Raw genomic sequence first — 20,995 nt, forward strand, 5'->3', positions numbered from 1 at the left:
GGTGCTGCGGTGTGGGGCACCGGGGCGGGTTGTGCGGGTTCACGCTTCCCCGGTGCCTGTCCCGGGTCCGCTGGTTGCGGCGGACCCGGGACTGCACCACCCTCTTTTCCAAGTCGGGTGCGCGGTGGGCTCAGCGTAGGTAGATCGCGGGGGTCGGCGGAGGCGCCATCCCGTCACCGATGAAGAAGCTCGGGTGCGGCGGCTGGTTGTAGGCGGTGTTCTGCCAGGCGATGGCGACCCGGTACTGCGGGTCGTGCATCAGGGTGTGGATCCGGGTGCTGGTCGGCGTCGGGGTGCTGTAGATGCGCAGCGCCCGGTTGTCGGTGGTGCGCCAGATCACCTCCTCCCGCCAGTCGCCGAGGAGGTCGGCGGAGAGCGCCGGGGTGGACTTGGTGCCGTTGTTGGCGGTGACCCCACTGCCGGTGAGCAGTCGGGTGTCGCCGCCGGTGCCGTACTTGTCGATTCGGGTGCCGTCGAGCAGTTCCCGGACCGGGTCGCCGTCCCACCAGGCGAGGAAGTTCGTCGAGGAGGGTTTGCGGCCGACGTTCTGTCCCCGGGTGTTGGCCAGGTAGCTCACCGCGGCGGACCAGGATTCGGCGCCGGGGCTGCCGGCCCAGATGTCGGCGGAGACGCCCCGGCCGTTGTCTCCCGAGGCGGGGGTGGACCAGAGGAGCTGGCCGGTACGGGCGTCGGCGAAGTAGGAGCTGGGTTTGCTGGCGTCCTCGTCGACCTTGAAGACCTCCAGGCCGGCGCGGGTGGGGTCGAGGTCGCCCACGTGCATGGCGTCGCCGTGGCCGTTGCCGGTGGAGTGCAGCAGTCGGCCGTTGTCGTCGATGGTGGCGGCGCCGTACACGATCTCCTGCCGGCCGTCGGCGTCGACGTCGGCGACGGAAAGCTGGTGGTTGCCCTGGCCGGCGGCGGCGGAGTTGCCGGCGGCGTTGGAGTCGAAGGTCCACCGCTTGGTCAGGGTGCCGTTGCGGAAGTCCCAGGCGGCGACGACCGCGCGGGTGTAGTAGCCCCGGGCCATGATCAGCGAGGGGCGTTGGCCGTCGAGGTAGGCGGTGCCGGCGAGGAACCGGTCGACCCGGTTGCCGTAGTTGTCGCCCCAGGAGGAGACGGTGCCGCGTGGCGGGTCGTAGGTGACGGTGGAGAGGACGGCGCCGGTACGGCCGTCGAACATGGTGAGGTACTCGGGGCCGGCGAGGACGTAGCCGCTGGAGTTGCGGTGGTCGGCGTTGGCGTTGCCGATGACCTGGCCGGTGCCGGAGCGGGTGCCGTCGGCGGTCTTCATGGCCACCTCGGCGCGCCCGTCGCCGTCGTAGTCGTACACCTGGAACTGGGTGTAGTGCGCCCCGGCGCGGATGTTGCGGCCGAGGTCGACCCGCCACAGCCGGGTGCCGGTGAGGGTGTACGCGTCGACGTGGACGTTGCCGGTGTAGCCGGACTGCGAGTTGTCCTTGGCGTTGCTCGGTTCCCACTTGAGCACGATCTCGTACCGGCCGTCGCCGTCGAGGTCGCCGACGCTGGCATCGTTGGCGGTGTACGTGTACGCCTCTCCGCTGCCGGTGGTGCCGCCGGGGGGAATCTGCAGCGGCACGTCGAGGTAGCCGGCGCCGAACTGCAGGGCGGGGGCGGAGGCGGCCTGTTCGACGCCGCCGACCACGGCCCGCACGGTGTACGTCGAGCCGGCGGCGGCCCCGGTGTCGAGGTGGTTGGTGGCCCCGGTGATCGGGGTGGCGTTGACCCGGGTGGCGCCGCGGTACAGGTTGAAGGACACCCCGGTGGTCTCGGTGCCGAGCAGCCGCCAGCTGACCAGGTTGCCGTTGCCGGAGCGGACGCTCACCAGTCCCCGGTCGAGGTTCTCCAGTTGCTTGGCCCCGGCCGGCGGGTTGGTCGGTGGCCCGGTGGTGGGCGGTGGCGTGGTGGGTGGCATGGTCGGTGGCCCGATGGTCGGCGTTGGTGGGCTGGTCGGTGGCGGGGTGGCGCCGGTGCAGGTGGTGCCGTTGAGCGCGAAACTCGTCGGCACCGGGTTGCTGGCGGTCCATGAGCCGTTGAAGCCGAAGCTGGCCGTGCCGCCGGTGCCGAGCACGGCGTTGTAGCCGGCGTCGCGGGCGGTGACCTGCGCGCCGGTGGAGGTGACGGTGGCGTTCCAGGCCTGGACGACCTGCTGGCCGGCGGCGAACGACCAGGTGAGGGTCCAGCCGTCGATCGGGTCGCCGAGGTTGGTGACGGTGACGTCGGCGCCGAAGCCGCCGGTCCACTGGTTGGTGATCCGGTAGTCGACCCGACAGCCGGCGGCGTCGGCGGCGGCGACCGTCGGCAGGGTGCCGGCGGCGAGGGTGCCGACCGCCGCGACGGCGGCGAGAACCGCCCGGGTACGGGCCGGGGTACGGCGGCGTAGGTGTTTGGTTGGCACGGGGACTGCCTCCACTGGAGGTAGGGCGCGCGGCGTCGGAGCCGCCACCGGCTGCCCGGGCCGGTGGTGGGTCGCCGCGCTGACGACGGTGGCGGACATCCATCGACATCCGTAGTTCTATCCCGCGCACCCGGATGCTAGGACACCGCTTTCCCGGAGCACAACCGGCTGACCGCTTGATCTTCGCCGGGGCAGCTGCTCGACTCGTCGGATGGCTGAGCACATGGACCCCGAGGAGTTCCGCCGGGCCGGGTACGCCGTCGTGGACTGGATCGCCGACTACTGGGCCACCCTCGGGCAACGCCCGGTGACCACCACGGACCCGCCGGGTACGGTGACGGCGTCCCTGCCGGCCGGGCCGCCGGAGCACGGTGAGCCGGTGGCCGCGGTCCTGGCCGACCTGGACGACCTGATCGCACCCCAACTCACCCACTGGCAGCATCCCGCCTTCTTCGGGTACTTCCCGGCCAACACCAGCGGGCCGAGCGTCCTCGGCGACCTGGTCAGCTCCGGTCTGGGAGTGCAGGGCATGCTCTGGGCGACCGGCCCGGCCGGCACCGAGTTGGAGACGGTGCTGCTGGACTGGCTGGCCGAGCTGATGGACCTGCCCGAACGGTTCCGGTCGACCTCGTCCGGCGGTGGGGTCATCCAGGACTCGGCCTCCTCGGCGACCCTGGTGGCCACCCTCGTCGCGCTGCACCGGGCGAGCGGGGGTCGCTGGCGGACCGCGGGCGTCGACCGCCGCTACCGGGTGTACGCCTCCACGCAGGGGCACTCCTCGATCGAGAAGGCCGCCCGGATCACCGGACTCGGCACCGACGGGCTCCGGCCGGTCGAGGTGGATCCGGACACCCAGGCGATGTGCCCGCGGGCGTTACGCGCGGCGATCGCCGACGACCTGGCCGACGGGATCGTGCCGGCAATCGTGGTGGCCACCGTCGGGACCACCTCCACCACCGCCGTCGACCCGCTGCCCGAGATCGGCGCGATCTGCGCGGAGTACGGCGTCTGGTTGCACGTGGACGCCGCGTACGCCGGTGCCGCCGCGGTCTGCCCGGAGCTGCGCTGGACCCACACCGGCCTGCGGTACGCCGACTCGTACTGTTTCGATCCGCACAAGTGGCTGCTGACCGGCTTCGACTGTGACGCGTTCTGGGTGGCCGACGCCGCCGAGTTGGTCGAGGCGCTCACGGTGCTGCCGGAGTACCTGCGCAACGCGGCCTCCGAGTCGGGTGCGGTGATCGACTACCGGGACTGGCAGGTGCCGCTGGGCCGCCGGTTGCGGGCGTTGAAGCTCTGGTTCGTGCTGCGCTGGTACGGCGCGGCGGGCCTGCGGGCGCACGTCCGCTCCGGGGTGGCGCTGGCCGACCGGTTCGCCACCCGGGTACGCGCCGACGACCGCTTCGAGGTGGTCGCCCCGCACCCGTTCGCGCTTGTCTGTTTCCGGCTGGTCGCCGGGGACGGGGCGAGCGCCGAGCTGCTGGCCCGGGTCAACGCCACCGGCCGGACGTACCTGACCCACACCCGGGTCGCCGGCCGGTACGCCCTGCGGCTGGCGGTCGGCTCCCCGCAGACCACCTCGGCACACGTGGACCAGGTGTGGCAGCTGCTCGCGACGACCGCGACCGACCTGCTCGCCGACCGACCGGGGTGAGCCCGCCGGCCAGCCGGCGACGGACGCCGGCCCTGCCCGCGTGCTCCCGACGGGGACCGGTCAGTTGTCGACGGAGGCCAGGGGCCGCTCGGGGGTCGCGGTGGCCGCCGCGGCGGCCTCCTCCCGGCGGGTCCGGCGCAGGGCGCGGACCGCGAGCACCAGTGCGGTGACCCAGCCGGCCACCAGCAGCGCGTAGATCACCGGCTGCGCGCTACTGCCGACCGGGCCTACCTGGATGAGGATCCGGGCGTTGGTAAGCACGATCACGCCACCGACCGCCGCGCCGAGCAGTTGCGCCGGGACGACGCGCACCAGCCAGGCGGCGATCGGCGCCGCGATCAGCCCGCCGATCAGCAGGGCCAGCACCATGGGCAGCACGAAGCCCGCCCCGCCGAGACCGATGAGGAACCCGAGGCTGGCCGCGACGGAGACCACGAACTCGGAGGTGTCCACCGAGCCGATCACCTTGCGCGGCTCCATCCGCCCGGAGACCAGCAGCGCCGGCGTGGCGACCGGTCCCCAGCCACCGCCGCCGGTGGCGTCGACGAAACCGGCGACCAGCCCGAGCGGGCCGAGGAACCGGCTGCGCAACCGCCCGACGGTACGGGTGGCGGGCAGCCGGCGGGCGAAGCGCACCAGCAGGTAGACGCCGAGGGTGAACAGGATCGCGGCCATCCAGGGTGCGGCGGTCTCGGTGGAGAGCCAGCTCAGCACGGTGGCGCCGGCGAACGCGCCGACCGCGCCGGGCACCGCGATCCGGCCGACCACCCGCCAGTCGACGTTGCCGAAGCGCCAGTGGGCCACCCCGGAGGCCAGCGTGGTGCCGATCTCGGCCAGGTGCACCGAGGCCGACGCGGCGGCGGGGGCCACCCCGGCGACCAGCAGCAGGGTGGTCGAGGTCAGGCCGTACCCCATGCCGAGGGCACCGTCGACCAGCTGCGCGGCGAGCCCGACCAGGGTGAGGACCAGCAGCTTACGCATGAACGCCCCCAGCTTTTCCGCATGTCCTACCGACTTGGTCGACAATGCGGCAGAGGAGCGCCCGGGTCAATCCCCCGACCGGTGGATGGGACACCCCGCCGCAGGCGGGTCGGACCTCGCCGCAGGCGGGTCGGACCTCGCCGCAGGCGGGTCGGACCTCGCCGCAGACGGGTCAGACCTCGCCGCAGACGGGTCAGACCTCGCCCCAGGCGGGTCGGCTCGAGGCGGTCAGACCCAGGCGTCAGGGTCGGCGACCAGCTCGTTGATGCGTTCCGGGAGCTTGCCGGCGGCGACGTCGGCGATCGAGACCAGCTCCAGGATCTGCCGTTCGCTGGCCCGCAGGGCGATCCACACCTCCTGCAGAGCCCGCGCCGCCCCGAGGTAGCCCAGCTGCTCGGGCCGCTGGCCGCGCACGTGTGCCAGCGGGCCGTCGATCACCCGGATCACCTCGGCGAGGGAGATCTCGGCCGCCGGTCGGGCCAGCCAGTAGCCGCCCTCGGGGCCACGCTGGGCGTGCACGATCCCACCCCGGCGCAGCTGCAACAGGATGCTCTCCAGGAATTTCGGCGGAATCTCCTGGGCTCGGGCGATCTGCTCGGCGGTGACCGGCCGGGAGCGCCCACCCTCGGGGACCGCGGCCAGCTCGGCGGCGGCACGGAGGGCGTAGTCGACCCGGGCGGAGAGGCGCATGTCGGCAAGGTTAGCCGTCAGGCAGGCGCGGTCGCTGGCGGGGCCGTGGCACGATACCCCTTGTCGTCGGTTCGACGCCGCCCGGCGACGTGAAGCGCGTCCGCGCGCAGACATATTCGGCGCGCCTCCGCGCGCGGACATATAGGGCGCGCTTCCGCGCGCGGAGCCGGGGCGATAGGGGCAGCGACACCAATGCCGGATGTGATGCCGCTGAGTTCACGCGATCCGCAGCGGACCGGCCCCTACGAGCTGCTCGGTCGGCTCGGCGCGGGCGGTCAGGGGGTGGTCTACCTCGGCCGGGACCAGGACGGCCGGCTGGTCGCCGTCAAAATGATCAACGTGGACCTGCACCAGAACCCGCGGGCCAAGGCGCAGTTCGCCAAGGAGATCAACGCTGCCCGGCGGGTGGCGCCGTTCTGCACCGCGCAGATCCTCTTCGCCGACGTCGACGGCGAACTGCCGTACGTGGTGAGCGAGTTCATCGAGGGCCCCACCCTGCAACGGCACGTCCGGGAACACGGCCCGATCACCGGCAACGCGCTGCACCGGCTGGCCGTGGGTACCGCCACCGCGCTCACCGCGATCCATCGGTCCGACATCGTGCACTGTGACCTGAAGCCCGACAACGTGGTCCTCGGCGCGGACGGCCCGCGGGTGATCGACTTCGGCATCGCCCGGGCCCTGGACGTCACCGAGACGCTCACCAACCGGATCATGGGCACCACCCCGTACATGGCACCGGAACGGTTCCGCGACACCGAGGTCGGACCGGCCAGCGACGTCTTCGCCTGGGCGGCGACCATCGCCTTCGCGGCGGCGGGACGGCCGCCGTTCGGCACCGGCCCGCTGCCGGTGGTGATGCACCGGGTGTTGCACGATCCACCAGAGCTGGCCGGGCTCTCCGCCGCGTTGACCGAGCTGATTCAGGAGTGCCTGGACAAGGAGCACCAGCGCCGGCCGAGCGCCGACCAGGTCCTGCTGCGACTGCTGGGGCACGCCGCCCACCCCGGCGCGGCGCTGCCGATCCGGTCCGTGCTGCGCGCCGGCACCGACGCGGCGGCCACCCAGGCGGTCCCGCGCCAACAGGGTTCCACCCGCCCGTACGACATGCCGGCCACCCACCAGCAACCGGCACCGGACGAAGGACCACCGCCCACGACGGGCCAAGGGACGCAGCCCGCGACCGGCCAAGGGACGCAGCCCGCGACCGGCCAAGGATTTCCACCCGCACCGGGCCCACGAACGCAGCCCGCGACGGGCCACGGGTTACCACCCGCGGCGGGCGGAGGGCTGCGGCCCGCGCCGCCGTACCGGGGCGGGTCGGGGCCCGCGGTGGGCTGGCCGGGGCGGTTGCGTCGGGAGGTCGGCGACGCCTGGGGGATCTCGCTCGCGATCTTCTTCGGCTCGGTCGGGGTGGCCGTCGGCTACGTCGCGTCCACCATGGTGGGCGTCGCCGCCGCCGTCGGCGCGCTGACCTTCGTCGTGGTCTACGGTGTGCGTCTCCTGGTCGCCGCCGCCCCGAACGGAGCCGTCACCCCGAACGGAGCCGTCACCCCGAACGGAACCACCGCCCCGAACGGAACCACCGCCCCGAACGGAACCACCGCCCCGAGTTCGGCCGTCCCGGGCGCGACCGGCACACCGGGCGCGACCGCCGGGACCGACGGAACCGACGGTGCTGCGACGCGGGCCGGCACCGGCCACAGTCAGCACGGTGGACCGGGCGCCCGCCCGGACGCCTGAGCCCCGACCACAGTGGAGGACGCGATGACCACCGGTCGACCCGCCCGGCAGTGGTTGCCGTACCTGGTGTCCGTCGTCGCCGGCCTCGCCGTGATCGTCGCCGCGTACCTGGTCGTCGGGCCGGCGACCGGCCCGGACCGGCGCGACTGCGTGGTCCTGCAGGTCAGCTCCTCGACGGAGAAGAGCGAGCTGCTCGGTCGGCTCGCCGCCCGGTACAACGACAGTGACCGTCGGTTCGACGGCCGGTGCGCCCAGGTGAGCGTGCACGGGCTGAACTCGGGCGCGGCGATGGAGGCGCTGGCCGGCGGCTGGGCCGCCCGGCAGCCGCAGCTGCCGGCACCGCAGGTGTGGCTGCCGACGTCGAGTCTCTGGACGGCCCGGTTGCGGGTCCTGGACACCACGGCCGGGCGGACCCCGCAGACCCCGGGCCGGTACCCGTCGATCGCCAACAGCCCGCTTGTCGTCGCCATGCCGCAGGACCGCGCCGAGCTGGTGCGGCAACGCGGCCAGCTGGGCTGGGCGGAGCTGCTCGGCCTCTCCGGCGACACCGGCTGGGCGGCGTACGGACGGCCCGAGTGGGGGAGCTTCACCTTCGGCAAGGACAACCCGAACCTCTCCACCTCCGGCCTGGCGGCCACCATCGCGACCTACTACGCGGCGGTGAACCGGGCCAGCGATCTGACGGTGGCCGACCTGGCCAAGCCGGCGGTCACCCAGTTCGTCCGCCGGATCGAGGCCAACGTCTCGCACTACAGCGACGACTCGGTGGACCTGCTGCGCGATCTCGCCGAGGCCGACCGGGCCGCCGCCGACCCGAGCCCGACCGCCGGTGGTCCGACTGCCGATGGTCCGGCCGCCGGGGCGCCGGTGACCGACATGAGCGCGGTCGTGTTGCAGGAGGAGCTGGTCTACCTCTACAACGAGGGGCAGCTCGGCCCGACCCCCGGCCAGCGGCCCCGGATGCCGCTGGTGGCGATCCACCCGAAGGAGGGGACCTTCAACCTCGACCACCCGTACGTGGTGCTGCCCTCGGCCGAGGCGCCCCAGGCGGCGGCCGCCGCGGACTTCCTGGCGTACCTCCAGGATGCCCCGCAGCAGCGCAGCTTCGCCGAGCTGGGCTTCCGCGACCACGAACGGCGCCCCTCCGACGCGCTGGTCGCCGCGGTCTCGGCCGGCGACGCCGCCCCGCTCACCTACTTCGACCCACCGGAGCCGGAGGTGGTCGACGCGATCCTCGACGGCTGGGCCACCCTGCGCAAGAAGGCGAACATCCTGTTCGCGGTGGACACCTCCGGGTCGATGGAGGCCAAGGTCGGTTCCCGGACCCGCTTCCAGGTGGCGACCGGTGCCGCCGGCCGGGGCATCGGCCTGCTCAACTCCGCCGACCAGGTGGCGCTCTGGTCGTTCTCGTCGGAGACCCGGCCGCACCGGCCGACCCGGCCCTACAGCGAGGAACTCAAGCTGGCGCCGTTCGACCGGGACCGCTTCACCGACCGGCTCTCCGGGCTACGGGTCGAGGGCAACACCGCGCTGTACGCGACGGTCCGGGCGGCGCACCGCCACCTGACGCAACGCTACGACCCGAACCGGATCAACGCGGTGGTGATCCTCACCGACGGCAAGAACGAGTACCCGAAGGACCAGGATCTCGACCGGCTGCTCGCCGACATCGCGCTGGACCCGCAGCGCCCGGTCAAGGTCTTCTGCATCGCCTTCGACCAGCAGTCCGACTTCGCCAGTCTGGACCGGATCGCCAAGGCGTCAGCCGGCAAGGCCTTCGACGCCACCGACCCCACCACCATCGACGACGCCTTCGTCAAACTCGTCAGCAGCTTCTGACCGGGCCCGCTACCCCACCCCGCCCGCACTGTTTCGGGCAAACAGCGGCCTTCCTCCACCCGGACCGCACTGTTTCCCGGAAGCAGCGACCTTCTTCCACCCGGACCGCACTCGCCGACCGGCGGGTCACTCGCCGACGCGGCGCAGCAGTCCTTCCTGGACGGCGGTGGCGATGTGCCGGCCGGTGGCGGTGAACATCCGGCCGGTGGCCAGGCCCCGCGCCCCGGAGGCCGACGGGCTGGCGCTGTCGTAGAGGAACCAGTCGTCGGCCCGGAAGGACCGGTGGAACCAGAGCGCGTGGTCGAGGCTGGCGCCGACCACGCCACCGGGCCCCCACACCTCGCCGTGCACCGACAGCACCGAGTCCAGCAGGGTCAGGTCGGAGGCGTAGGTAAGCAGGCAGGCGTGCAGCAGCGGGTCGTCGGGCAGCTTGCCGTCGACGCGCATCCAGACCCGCTGGTGCGGCTCGGCGGGCCGGTCACCGGGGCGTACCCAGCCGGGCTCGCCGACGTAGCGCACGTCGATCGGGCGGGGGATCTGCCCCCAGATGCCGAGCCGCTCCGGGTAGCGGGAGAGCCGCTCGGCCATGGTCGGGACCTCGTCCGGCCCCGGCACGTCCGGCGGGGTGGGGGCCTGGTGGTCCAGACCCTCCTCGGCACGTTGGAACGACGCCGACATGAAGAAGATCGGCTTGTCGTGTTGCAGCGCCACCGACCGGCGGACCGAGAACGACCTGCCGTCGCGGACGTTCTCGACCTGGTAGTCGATCGGCTCCGCCGGGTCGCCGGGGCGGACGAAGTAGCCGTGCAGCGAGTGCACGGACCGTTCCGCCTCGACCGTGCGGCCGGCCGCCACCAGGGCCTGGCCGGCCACCTGGCCGCCGTACACGCGTAGTGGGCCGACCGGCGGGCTGACGCCGCGGAAGGCCATCCTGCCGACGGCGGCGAGGTCGAGCAGCTCCAGGAGCTGGTCGACCGCGGCCTGACCGACCGCCACGCCGCCGCCGGTCACCGCAACGCCCGCGCCGAGTCCGCGTCGACCAACGAGCCGAGCTGGTGTACGCGCAGCGTGTTGGTGGAGCCCGGGCTGTCCGGCGGGCTGCCCGCGACGATCACCACGTAGTCACCGGGATTGGCCCGGCCGAGGCCGAGCAGCAACTCGTCGACCTGGCGGAACATGTCGTCGGTGTGCTGGACGAACGGCATCAGGAAGGTCTCCACGCCCCAGGAGAGGGCGAGCTGGCTGCGCACCTCCGAGACCGGCGTGAAGGCCAGCAGCGGCAGGTCGCAGTGCAGCCGGCTGAGCCGCCGGACGGTGTCACCGGTCTGCGAGAAGGCGACCAGCGCCTTGGCGCCGATGGCCCGGGCGATCGAGGAGGCGGCGACGGTGAGCGCGCCACCGTGGGTACGCGGGTCGTGCTGCAGCCGGGGCACGCCGATCGAGCCGGCCTCGGTGGTGGTGATGATCTTGGCCATGGTGCTCACCGTGAGCACCGGGTACTTGCCGACGCTGGTCTCGCCGGAGAGCATCACCGCGTCCGCGCCGTCGAGCACGGCGTTGGCCACGTCGGAGGCCTCGGCCCGGGTGGGCCGCGAGTTCTCGATCATGGAGTCGAGCATCTGGGTGGCCACGATGACCGGCTTGGCGTTCTCCCGGCAGAGCTGCACGGCGCGCTTCTGCACCAGCGGGACCTCGTCCAGCGGCATCTCCACGCCCAGGTCGCCCCGGGCCACCATCACCCCGTCGAAGGCCAGCACGATGGCCTCCAGGTGGTCCACCGCCTCGGGCTTCTCGACCTTGGCCAGCACCGGCCGGTACACCCCGACCTCGGCCATGATGCTGTGCACCAGCTTGATGTCCTCGGCCGAGCGGACGAAGGACAGGGCGATCATGTCGGCGCCCAGGTTGAGGGCGAAGCGCAGGTCGTCGGCGTCCTTCTCCGACAGGGCCGGGACGCTGACCGCCACGTTGGGCAGCGAGACGCCCTTGTTGTTGGAGACCGGGCCACCCTCGGTGACCAGGACCCGGATGTCGTTGCCGGTGACCTCGGTGACCTCGACGGCCACCCGGCCGTCGTCGATCAGCAGCCGGTCACCGGCCCTGACCTCCTGCGGCAGCTTCCGGTAGGTGCAGGAGACCCGGTCCCGGCTGCCCACGACGTCGTCGCCGGTGATCACCACGGAGTCACCGGTGCGCCACTCGTGCGGGCCGTCGGCGAACCGGCCGAGCCGGATCTTGGGCCCCTGCAGGTCGGCCAGGACCGCCACCGGCACGCCGGCGGCCTCGGCCGCCTCGCGGACCAGTCGGTACACCGACTCGTGGTCGTCGTGGCTGCCGTGGCTGAAGTTCAGCCGGGCCACGTTCATCCCGGCCTCGACCAGTCCCCGGATCCGCTCCGGCGACGAGGTGGCGGGACCAAGAGTGCAGACAATCTTCGCGCGGCGTGTCACGCCCATCAGGCTAGTCTCTCCCCCGGGTCGACCCACCGGCCGGCCCCTTTCGGAAACGGAAACATCGGTCCAACCCCGGGGTACCAGGACCGGTCGACGGACTCGTGGTCGTCCGGTGTCACGCGGGGGGCCTCGGACGCGGGCATCGGCGACCGCGACGCAGAGCGTACTCGCCCGGCGGACGGCCGGTCGGCCGGGCACCGCGGCGACGGTGGATTCCGCCCGCCCGGTGGGTGTCGTCGGCCACGATCGGGTAGTGGGACGTTGACGAGGGCCCAGTCGGGGGAATCAAGACCCGTTGGTCACGTGACGTAGAGGAACGAGGTACCCCTGATGGCACAGCCCGCGAAGGCCGCCGGAAGCTACCGGATCGGCGGCGACCTGACCGTCGACCGGCTCGGCTACGGCGCCATGCAGCTCACCGGCCCAGGGGTCTGGGGCGACCCGCGCGACCCGGCGGAAGCGGTCCGGGTGCTGCGCCGGGCGTACGAACTGGGGGTGACGTTCATCGACACCGCCGACTCGTACGGGCCGTTCGTCTCCGAGATGTTGATCAAAGAGGCGCTGCACCCGTACGCCGACGACCTGGTGATCGCGACCAAGGCCGGGCTGACCCGCTCCGGCCCGGGTGACTGGCGCCCGGTGGGCCGCCCGGAGTACCTGCGCCAGCAGTGCGAGCTGAGCCTGCGCCACCTCGGCCTGGACAGCATCGGGCTGTACCAGCTGCACCGGGTCGACGCCAAGGTGCCGTTGGAGGACCAGCTCGGCGAGCTGGAGCTGCTGCGGCAGGAGGGCAAGATCCGGCACATCGGCCTCTCCGAGGTGACCGTGGAGCAGATCGTGGCGGCCCGGCGGATCGCCCCGATCGTGTCGGTACAGAACCTGTACAACCTGGCCGACCGCTCCGCCGAGGAGGTCCTGGAGCACTGCGAAGGCAACGACCTGGCGTTCATCCCGTGGTTCCCGATCGCCACCGGCAACCTGGCCAAGCCGGGCGGGCCGCTGGACGCCATCTCCACCGCCCACGGCGCGACGCCCGCCCAGCTCGCGCTGGCCTGGCTGCTGCGCCGCTCGCCGGTCATGCTCCCCATCCCGGGCACCTCCTCGGTGGCGCACCTGGAGGAGAACGTGGCCGCCGCCGAGGTGCAGCTCACCGACGACGAGTACGAAGCCCTGGCCAAAGCCACCTGACGGTAAGGAAGGGCCCCTTGTTAACGCATCCTGTCTAGCGGGGCACCCTTCTCACCACCGACCGGCTGGGCAGGGCGGATCGGCCGCCCCATCCGGCGGAGCGGGTCGGCCGGCTCGACTGGGGCCCGTCGACCCGGGTGGGCGGGTGGCGTCCTGTCCGGTGTGGAGCGCACGGGGCGTACCGACGAACTGCGGGTGATGCCGTGGTGGCTGGCGCTGGTCGGGTTGCTGGTGGCGCTCGGGGCCGGCTGGCTGGTGCTGGACCTGCTGCTGGCCGAGGCGGACCGGGCCGCCGCACCGGACACCCGGGCCGGGCTGCGCATCGACGCGATCCGTACCGGCCTGACCGTGGTCGTCGGCACCGGCGGCGGGATGGCGTTCCTGCTGGCCGCGCGCCGGCAGTGGCTCACCGAGGGCGCCCAGCGGCACCAGGAGACGGTGGCCGCGCACGACCGGGCCCACCGCGACCGGGTGCAGACGCACGCCGAGGCGGTCGCCGAGGCCACCGGACGCCAGCAGGAGTCCCAGGCCGACACCGCCGAGCACGACGCCACCGAACGCCCCCGCTTCGGCCGGGCGCTGGCCATGGACCACGTCGAGTTCTTCGGGTACGCCGGTTTCCGCCTGGTCGGCTTCGCCGACCTGGCCCTGTTCCGCTGGGCGGTGTTCGGCCGCGACGCCCACTTCGAGCGGGCCAGCTTCGACGGGCCGGCGAACTTCGAGCGGGCCAGCTTCGACGGGCCGGCGAACTTCGGCCGGGCCAGGTTCGGCCGGGCACCCCTGCGCCGACGCGGGTCCGCCCGACGTGTCACGCGGGTCGGCCCGGTCGGGCTGGTTAGGCTGGCGTGGTCCCCTTCCGGCCGACTCCCACGGACGCGCTGATGACTTCCCCCGACGTGTTGACCACCGACGACCTCGACGACATCGGCCACTACGGGCATCCCGGCCGGGCGGAACCGCAGGCGCTGCTCGACCGGCTGGTCCGGGCCGTCGACGAGGGCCGGATCGCCGACGAACGCGACCGTGGGTACGCCCTGTCGCTGGCCGCCGGGATCGCCGAGGAGGACCTGAAAGACCTGGACCGGGCCCTGGCGTTGATCGAGCGGGGCATCGTGGAGGACCGGGCGTCCGGCGAGTCGGAGCTGGACTCCCGCGCGGACCGGGCCCGGCTACTGCACCTGACCGGTCGCGAGGACGAGGCCCTGGCCGAGCTGACCGAGCTGCGCCCGCTGCTGGAGTCCGAGCCGGGCGCCACCCACGTCACCGAGGTCCTGGAGGAGATCGGGCGGGCCGACCTGGCCGAGCGGTGGCTCACCGAGGCGGTCCGGACGCTGCTCACGCGCACCCGGGAACCCGGCGGCGACACCCTGACCGGCGACGAGCAGGAGCAGGTGGCGGCGATGCTGTTCGGGCTGCTCCGGCAGCGGCACCGGCTCCGCCACGAGCTGGACCTCGGACACGACGACCTCGACGAGTTGGCCGACCGGCTGGACGTCGCCGCCGAGCAGGCCGCCGACCGGGCCGCCGCCGAGACCAGCGGGCTGCTGTACTGGCCCCGGAACGAGTTCAACGGCCTACTGCTGCGCTGGCCCCAGTTGGCCGACCAGCTCGGCGGGACCTGGGACGAGCACCGTACCGGGGTCGAACGGGAGCTGGTGGCGCTGGCCGGCGAGGGCGTACCCGGCCTCGCCCTGGTCCCCGGCTCGGCCGAGGCGTACGCCGGGTTCGTCACCGCCGGGGACCGGGACCCGGCCGACGAGGACACCCTGGACGACTACGCCGACGGGTTGGCCGACCAGGCCGACGCGGTGTCCTGGCCGCCCGGCCGCAACGAGCCCTGCTGGTGCGGCTCGGGCAGCAAGTACAAGAAGTGCTGCCTCCCCCGCTCCCGGTAAGGAAGGGCCCCTTGTTAACGCTTTCGGTATAGCGGGGCACCCCGCTCACCGGGCACCGGTGGGCGGGGCGGGTGTACAGCCCCGCCCACCGGCGCGGGTCAGCCGGTGACGGTCTGCGCCTGGTCGGTGACGGTGGTACCGCCGTAGGCCCGGACGGCCGGGACGGAGTCGGTCCGCATGGCGACGGCCGGGACGGAGCCGGTTCGCATGGCGCCGGCCGGGACGGAGCCGGTTCGCATGGCGCCGGCCGGGACGGAGCCGGTTCGCATGGCGCCGGCCGGGACGGAGCCGTCCCGGCCGGCGCGCGTACCGATCAATTGTTTATCGAGTTCATCATCGTGAGGCGGGTGTGGGTGCTGATACCGCTCGCGGCTCGGTCGCCGGCGACGGCGGCCTCCTGCGGGGTGGCACCACTGGCCATCGCCCTGGCGACAGCCCTGTTGCGCTGCTCTTCGATCTTCCTCCTGCGCCGCTTCAGAAACCTGCTCAAGATAGACATACGCTGCATGTTCCCGACTGGCCGCCGCACCAAACCGCCCCATACCGCCCCATCGAAACGGGTCGGGCTACGGTGCTGAGGCGGACGGCCAGCGGGTCGGCACGCCCCCTCAGCCGGTGAGGCCGCCGGCGAACGGCATCGGCCGCCACTGTTCGGGGAGGGTCCGGGCGGCCTCGGCCAACAGGGGCAGCTGTGGCGCGAGGGCGAGGGCGGCCACGAACCGCAGCATCCCGACGGCGTCGACGAAACGCAGGACGTCCCGGTCGAGCCGACGCATGCCCCGACGTTGCGCCTCGCGGTCGTAGGCCGCCGCGCCGTCGGGGCCGACGCCGGCCAGGTCCCACTCGACCGGCCCGAGCGTGACCATCTCGAAGTCGGCGTACCGGTCGCCGTCGACGCCGGGGAAGATGTTCACCGCCGGACAGTCGCCGTGCACGGGCTGGAGTTCGATCCCCGGGAAGGTGCGCGCGAAGGTCGCGCGGTCACGAACCACCGGCCCGAGGATCTGCCACTCCCGCCGCGCCCGGTCCAGGTCGGCCGGGTCGATGAGGTCGGGGTGGTCCGCCAGCCGGACGAGGCCGTCGTCGATGAACCTCGGCTCGGCAGCGGACAGGTACGACAGTTCGCCCGGGTAGTCGCGCATCGCGGCGTGCAGTTCGGGGACGCGACCGGCGTTGGCCACGTAGTCGGGCTCCCGGTCGGCGTCCTCGGCGACGAACTGCCAGAACGTCATGGACAGGCCGTCGCACTGGACCGGCTCGGCGGGCACGAGCGGGCTGGGCGGGATGACCGGGGTGCCCCGGTCGGCGAGCCACCGGGCCAGGTCCAGCTCCGCGCGCTGCCGGCGGGCCTGGCCGGCCAGGTCCGCGTAGTGCGGCAGCACCGTGAGCACCCGGGCCACGACCGGCGCGGGAGCGAGGTGGACGACGACGGAGAACACGTCGTGCAGCACCCTCGGCTCGGTCACGGTGAGCCCGAGCGTACGCCCGGCGCGCACCGCCGCGTCGACCGCGCGGGCGGTACGGTCGGCCAGCTGTTCCGGCGTCATGATCACACTCATCGAGCGAGCGTCGCGGACCGCGACGTCCGACGCAACCGGGTTTCCCGACGGGACCGACCCGACCCGGCTCGCCCGGCCCGGTCCACCCGACGGGCCTACCCGGCGGGGCCCACGGCCGGGTGGCTGAGCGCCTAGGCTGCCGAGAATCGGGGAAGGAGCAGGCGCGTTGACCGAAGAAGTGATCGAGGAGAGTCCGACCGGGTGGGTCGCCGAGCACGTCCGGCGGTACCTGGCCACCGACGGCGCGGACGGCGCCACGTTCCACGGGTACGACTCGTTGCTGCTCACCACCCGGGGGCGTACCTCGGGCAAGCTGCGCCGCACGGCGCTGATCTACGGCCGCGACGGCGACCGGGTGCTGCTGGTGGCCTCCAACGGCGGCGCCGCCAGGCACCCGCACTGGTACCTGAACCTCGACGCGCATCCGGAGGTGGGTGTCCAGATCGGAGCGGAGCGGTTCACCGGGCGGGCCCGCACCGCCTCCGCCGCGGAGCGCCCGCGACTGTGGGAGCTGATGGTGGGGGTCTTTCCGCAGTACGCCACGTACCAGCGGGAGACCGACCGGGAGATCCCGGTCGTCGTCGTCGAACGCGGTTGACCGCCGGCCGGTGCGGCGCGGCCCGCAGATCCGGTGGTGCCGCGCCGCACGTACCCGAGGGGATGCGTGCGGCGCGGCACCGTCGGCTCACTTGACCGGCTCGGCCTCCGTCGACGCCTCGGTTGCCGGCCCGGTCGACGCCCCGGCCCCGGTCGACGCCCCGGCGCGCTGCTGACCGTCCTTGACGTAGGTGGGGTGCAGGTGCACCGGCGTCGCCTCCTGGCGCTTGCGCCGGGACTTGGCCCGCAGGTTGAGGAACTCGACGAAGATCGAGAACGCGATCGGGCCGTACACGTAGCCCTTGGGAATGTGCTGGTCGAGCCCTTCGGCGATCAGGCTGCCGCCGATGAGCAGCAGGAACGACAAGGCCAGCATCTTGACCGTCGGGTGCTTGTTGACGAAGTCGCTGATCACGCCGACCGAGACGAGCATGATGACCATCGCGATCACCACCGCCGCCACCATGATGAACAGTTCGTCGACCATGCCCACCGCGGTGATCACCGAGTCCAGGGAGAAGACCACGTCGAGGATGAGGATCTGCACGATCACCGACCCGAACGAGGCGGCCTTCTTGCCCGCGCCGCCGTGGTCGGAGCCCTCCAGGTGTTCGTGGATCTCGTAGGTCGCCTTGCCGAGCAGGAACGCCCCGCCCAGCAGCAGAATCAGGTCACGCCCGGAGATCTCCTGACCGAGGACCGTGAACAACGGCGCGGTCAGTCCGATCACCCAGGACAGTGAGGCCAACAGCAGCAGGCGGGTGATCAGGGCGAGCGACAGCCCGATCGTGCGCGCCCTGGCCTGCTGATGTTCGGGCAGCCGCCCGGCCAGGATCGAGATGAACACGACGTTGTCGATGCCCAGCACGATCTCCAGCAAGAGCAGGGTCGCGAACGCGATCCACAGCTCTGGACTGGCCAGAAACTCCATCTCAGCCTCGTCTTTCCAGGTCACCGCCGGTCGACCACCGACCGTCGGGCCGATCTTCGCACGCGGTGTCACGCACACGGCGGATCGAGCGCCGCCGTTGGTACCCCGCCGACACCGCCCCCAACCGGGGATACGGACCCGAACCCGCACGGCACCCACCCGATGCTCGCCCGGCAGCCGGCGGTCGCGGCAGATTATGAGCGGTCGTTCAGTTTTGCCGACCGGTGCGGTATCGGGTATCCGACAGATAGTCGGATCGGCTAGCCTTCGACCGTGATCCATGGGGGGTGTGGATCAGCACTCGACAGCGGCGGTCCGGACAGACCCGAGGGAGCCCATGCCAGACAGCGACCCCAGCCCGACCGACGCCGCACTGGAACGGCTCGACGACGAGATCACCTTCCTCGTCGACAGCCTGCGTGATGTCTCCGACAGCCTCGCCGACCTGGCGTTCCGCCTCGACGCACAGCTCACCGAGTCCGACCACGAGCAGGTCCGGATCACCACCGACCGGCTGGCCGCCACCCTGAACAACCACCTCACCAACGACCTGACCGCCCTGGTCGGGCTGGGCGCGATCCGGCACGGCGCACCGGCCGAGGTCGGCACGGTCGACGACGAGATTCCCACCCTGACCGCCACGGACCTGCCCCCGCTGTCCGGGGCGGCCACCGGCGCGGCCACCGGTGGAACCGCCAACGGGACCACGGGTGGCAACGCCACCGGGGCCACCGGCGGATCCGCCAACGGCACCACGGGTGGGGCCACCGGCACGACCACGGAGGCGGAGACCGGTGCCCGGCTCGTCGCCGCCGAGCATCTCAGGCGGTTGGCGGCCTTCGTCGGCAGCCACTTCGACCTGGCCCGCCTCGCCGCCGAACACGGCAACGCCGAGCGGGCGATGAGCGAGTACCGGCTGGCCCGCCAGGCCGCCCACAGCGCGCCCGAGGCGTACCGGCTCTGGCTGGGTTGTCTGTCCGAGCCCGGCCAGGAGCACGACACCGGGCCCGACTGACCCGGAACGAGCCGGCTTCCCCTCCCATGTGGATCGTGGACACTTACCGTCCTGACCGGACCTCACGGACGGAGAATGTCCAGGACTGCGGCGGACCACAGGGGAAGGCCGGGTGGATGGGACCGATCGATGTGGTGGTGGTCGGGGGCGGGATCATCGGGCTGACCGCCGCCGTACGGCTGCAGGAGCGGGGTGCCCGGGTGACCGTGCTGGCCGCCGACGACCCGGAGCGGACCGTCTCCACGGTCGCCGCGGCCGTCTGGTACCCGACCCACACCGACCCGGATCCCCGGGTGCTGGACTGGGCACGTCGGACCTACGCGACGTTGACCCGCCAGGCCGCCGAGGGCGTACCCGGGGTGGTGCTCCGGCCCACCCGGATGTTGCTGCGCCACGGGCCGGTCGAGCTGCCGTGGTGGGCCGAGGCGACCGGCGACCTGGTGGTGCGGCCGGCGGCACCGCCGTACCGGGCGCAGTTGCGGTTCACCGCGCCGACGGTGGAGATGTCGCCGTACCTCGGGTGGTTGCGGGAGCGGATCTCCGCCGCCGGCGGCCGGGTGTTGCGGCACCGGGTCGCCCGGCTGGCCGACGCCTTCGTGGACCCGGCCACCTCGGCCGGCGTGGCGACGGTGGTCAACGCGACCGGGCTGGCCGCCGGCCGGCTGGCGGCGGACCCGGCGGTGTACCCGGTGCGCGGGCACATCGTGCTGGTGGCCAACCCCGGCCTGACCACCTCGGTACGCGACGAGGACGACCCGCGCGGCATCACCTACGTGCATCCGCGCCGGCACGACGTGGTGCTCGGCGGCACCTACCAGCCCGGCCGCGCGGACCTGGACGCCGAGCCGGAGACCGCCGCCGCGATCCGTCGCCGCTGTGTGGAGCTGGTGCCGGAGCTGGCCTCGGCGCGGGTGCTCGGCGAGCGGATCGGGTTGCGGCCGGCCCGGCACGGTGGCCCCCGGGTGGAGTCGACCTCGACCGGGGTGCCCGGTCAGCGGCTGGTGCACGCCTACGGCCACGGCGGCGCCGGAGTGACCCTGGCCTGGGGCGTCGCCGACGAGGTCGCCCGGCTGGCCGCCTGACCCGGCCCGCCGACCACCGCAGGGTGCGGACCCGGCACCACTCAGCGCAGGGTACGGACCAGCACCAGGTAGGCGCAGTAGGCGACCGGCACCAGCACGAAGCAGATCAGGAAGCCGAAGTGGACGTACCGGCTGCCGGTACCGGCGTGCAGCGCCGGGCTCCCCCACTGGCCGAGGATCAGGTACCCGGCGAAGAACGACAACGCGGGTAGCCCCGCGCACATCCACGCGCCCAGGGTGAAGCCGTCGACCAGGCCGACGCCGGAGGCGACCACCAGCATCAGCATGACCAGCACCCCGACCGACGCGCAGGCGGTGTAGACGGCCAGCGCCCGCGCCAGCGGCGACCAGCCGGGCAGCAACGCCGGCTGGTGGGCCAGCGTCTCGGCCTGTTGGCCGTACCGGTCGGCGTCGTCGGCGAGCCGCCGCGCCAGCTCCAGCTCCGCGCCCGGCTCGGCCGCCGCCGCCCGCTGCGCCGGCACCGCCGGGTCCACCGTCGCCGGCAGCCCACCCGCCGTCGGCCCCGCCTGCCGATCCGGGTACGCCCCGACCCCCGACCGCCCTGGCAGGGCGGCTGCGCCGCCGCCAGCCACCGGCACCGGTCCGGCACCGGCGTACCCCGCGCTCCCGGCGGGTGCCGCTGCGCCGGCCTGGTCCGGCCAACCGCCCGCTGCCGGTCCACCCGCCGCCGCGGTGCCGGCCGGTGCCGGTCCGGCAGCTGGTGGCACGGCGTCGGCCGGCGGGTACGGGGGTGGCGGGACGTCGATCGTGCGGCCGAGCTGCTCCAGGCGTTGCGCCTGGCCGGCGAGCCGGTGGTCGAGCTGGTCGGCGGCGGCGTGCAGGCCACGGCGGCGTTCGGTGTCGGCGGCGGCGTCCCGCTGCCCGGCCCGGCGGCGCTCGGACAGCTCCCGGGCCAGCGCCACGTAGTCGTCGAAGCTGCTCACGCCGCTAC

Annotated in this window: 18 protein-coding genes; 9 read left to right on the forward strand and 9 right to left on the reverse strand. The window is 73.1% G+C overall.

The features are described 5' to 3' along the window. Positions 1-130 precede the first annotated feature (130 nt). Positions 131-2,416 (reverse strand): rhamnogalacturonan lyase family protein, encoded by a 2,286-nt coding sequence (locus GA0070617_RS20135; protein WP_280519233.1) that lies wholly within the window; start codon positions 2,414-2,416, stop codon positions 131-133. Between the two features lie 211 nt (positions 2,417-2,627). Here GA0070617_RS20135 and GA0070617_RS20140 point away from each other — a divergent pair, with 211 nt between their 5' ends. Further along, complete coding sequence (locus tag GA0070617_RS20140; RefSeq protein WP_229688205.1) at positions 2,628-4,070, forward strand: pyridoxal-dependent decarboxylase; 1,443 nt, start codon at positions 2,628-2,630, stop codon at positions 4,068-4,070. A 60-nt stretch (positions 4,071-4,130) separates the two neighbouring features. Here GA0070617_RS20140 and GA0070617_RS20145 read toward each other — a convergent pair whose 3' ends face one another. Next, a complete protein-coding gene (locus GA0070617_RS20145; protein WP_091440917.1) occupies positions 4,131-5,051 on the reverse strand; it encodes a sulfite exporter TauE/SafE family protein in 921 nt (306 codons plus the stop codon). 228 nt (positions 5,052-5,279) lie between these two features. Further along, a complete protein-coding gene (locus GA0070617_RS20150) occupies positions 5,280-5,741 on the reverse strand; it encodes an RrF2 family transcriptional regulator (protein ID WP_091440920.1) in 462 nt (153 codons plus the stop codon). A gap of 204 nt (positions 5,742-5,945) precedes the next feature. On the opposite strand from GA0070617_RS20150, the gene GA0070617_RS20155 reads away from it, so the two are divergent. Beyond that, positions 5,946-7,484: a serine/threonine protein kinase gene (locus GA0070617_RS20155; RefSeq protein ID WP_175440598.1), complete on the forward strand. Its 1,539-nt coding sequence runs from the start codon at positions 5,946-5,948 to the stop codon at positions 7,482-7,484. Between the two features lie 24 nt (positions 7,485-7,508). Then, positions 7,509-9,323 carry a vWA domain-containing protein gene (locus tag GA0070617_RS20160; protein ID WP_091446779.1) on the forward strand — a complete coding sequence of 605 codons (1,815 nt, stop codon included), beginning with the start codon at positions 7,509-7,511 and terminating at the stop codon, positions 9,321-9,323. A gap of 126 nt (positions 9,324-9,449) precedes the next feature. On the opposite strand, the gene GA0070617_RS20165 is transcribed toward GA0070617_RS20160, so the two are convergent. Further along, positions 9,450-10,334, reverse strand: coding sequence for an acyl-CoA thioesterase (locus tag GA0070617_RS20165; protein ID WP_175440599.1), 885 nt, complete (start codon positions 10,332-10,334; stop codon positions 9,450-9,452). Further along, positions 10,331-11,779, reverse strand: a complete 1,449-nt coding sequence (pyk, locus tag GA0070617_RS20170) for a pyruvate kinase (protein ID WP_091440928.1) — start codon at positions 11,777-11,779, stop codon at positions 10,331-10,333. Before pyk ends, GA0070617_RS20165 begins: the two co-directional genes overlap by 4 nt. 327 nt (positions 11,780-12,106) lie before the next feature. Between pyk and GA0070617_RS20175 the strand changes: the two genes are divergently transcribed. The 3 genes from GA0070617_RS20175 to GA0070617_RS32070 all read left to right on the forward strand — a co-directional run bounded on the left by GA0070617_RS20175 (position 12,107) and on the right by GA0070617_RS32070 (position 14,859). Then, positions 12,107-12,964 (forward strand): aldo/keto reductase, encoded by an 858-nt coding sequence (locus GA0070617_RS20175; RefSeq protein WP_091440931.1) that lies wholly within the window; start codon positions 12,107-12,109, stop codon positions 12,962-12,964. 162 nt (positions 12,965-13,126) lie between these two features. Beyond that, entirely contained in the window at positions 13,127-13,846 is a 720-nt protein-coding gene (locus GA0070617_RS20180; protein ID WP_091440934.1) for a pentapeptide repeat-containing protein, read from the forward strand. Continuing rightward, positions 13,846-14,859, forward strand: a complete 1,014-nt coding sequence (locus tag GA0070617_RS32070) for an SEC-C domain-containing protein (RefSeq protein ID WP_139135722.1) — start codon at positions 13,846-13,848, stop codon at positions 14,857-14,859. Before GA0070617_RS20180 ends, GA0070617_RS32070 begins: the two co-directional genes overlap by 1 nt. 313 nt (positions 14,860-15,172) lie before the next feature. Here the strand turns inward: GA0070617_RS32070 and GA0070617_RS30705 are convergent, their stop codons facing one another. Next, positions 15,173-15,358, reverse strand: coding sequence for a hypothetical protein (locus GA0070617_RS30705; RefSeq protein WP_175440600.1), 186 nt, complete (start codon positions 15,356-15,358; stop codon positions 15,173-15,175). 109 nt (positions 15,359-15,467) lie between these two features. Beyond that, entirely contained in the window at positions 15,468-16,418 is a 951-nt protein-coding gene (locus tag GA0070617_RS20195; protein ID WP_091440946.1) for an aminoglycoside phosphotransferase/kinase family protein, read from the reverse strand. A 166-nt stretch (positions 16,419-16,584) separates the two neighbouring features. Between GA0070617_RS20195 and GA0070617_RS20200 the strand changes: the two genes are divergently transcribed. Next, positions 16,585-17,016 (forward strand): nitroreductase family deazaflavin-dependent oxidoreductase, encoded by a 432-nt coding sequence (locus tag GA0070617_RS20200; protein WP_091440950.1) that lies wholly within the window; start codon positions 16,585-16,587, stop codon positions 17,014-17,016. An 87-nt stretch (positions 17,017-17,103) separates the two neighbouring features. Here the strand turns inward: GA0070617_RS20200 and GA0070617_RS20205 are convergent, their stop codons facing one another. Then, complete coding sequence (locus GA0070617_RS20205) at positions 17,104-17,946, reverse strand: TerC family protein (protein ID WP_091446783.1); 843 nt, start codon at positions 17,944-17,946, stop codon at positions 17,104-17,106. 337 nt (positions 17,947-18,283) lie between these two features. On the opposite strand from GA0070617_RS20205, the gene GA0070617_RS20210 reads away from it, so the two are divergent. Both GA0070617_RS20210 and GA0070617_RS20215 read left to right on the forward strand, forming a co-directional pair. Then, positions 18,284-18,961: a hypothetical protein gene (locus GA0070617_RS20210; RefSeq protein WP_091440953.1), complete on the forward strand. Its 678-nt coding sequence runs from the start codon at positions 18,284-18,286 to the stop codon at positions 18,959-18,961. A gap of 116 nt (positions 18,962-19,077) precedes the next feature. Continuing rightward, complete coding sequence (locus GA0070617_RS20215) at positions 19,078-20,043, forward strand: FAD-dependent oxidoreductase (protein ID WP_091440956.1); 966 nt, start codon at positions 19,078-19,080, stop codon at positions 20,041-20,043. 41 nt (positions 20,044-20,084) lie between these two features. Here the strand turns inward: GA0070617_RS20215 and GA0070617_RS20220 are convergent, their stop codons facing one another. Then, positions 20,085-20,987, reverse strand: a complete 903-nt coding sequence (locus GA0070617_RS20220) for a hypothetical protein (protein WP_091440959.1) — start codon at positions 20,985-20,987, stop codon at positions 20,085-20,087. Positions 20,988-20,995: the final 8 nt, after the last annotated feature.

Source organism: Micromonospora yangpuensis (genome assembly GCF_900091615.1).
In the GTDB taxonomy this organism is placed as follows: domain Bacteria; phylum Actinomycetota; class Actinomycetes; order Mycobacteriales; family Micromonosporaceae; genus Micromonospora; species Micromonospora yangpuensis.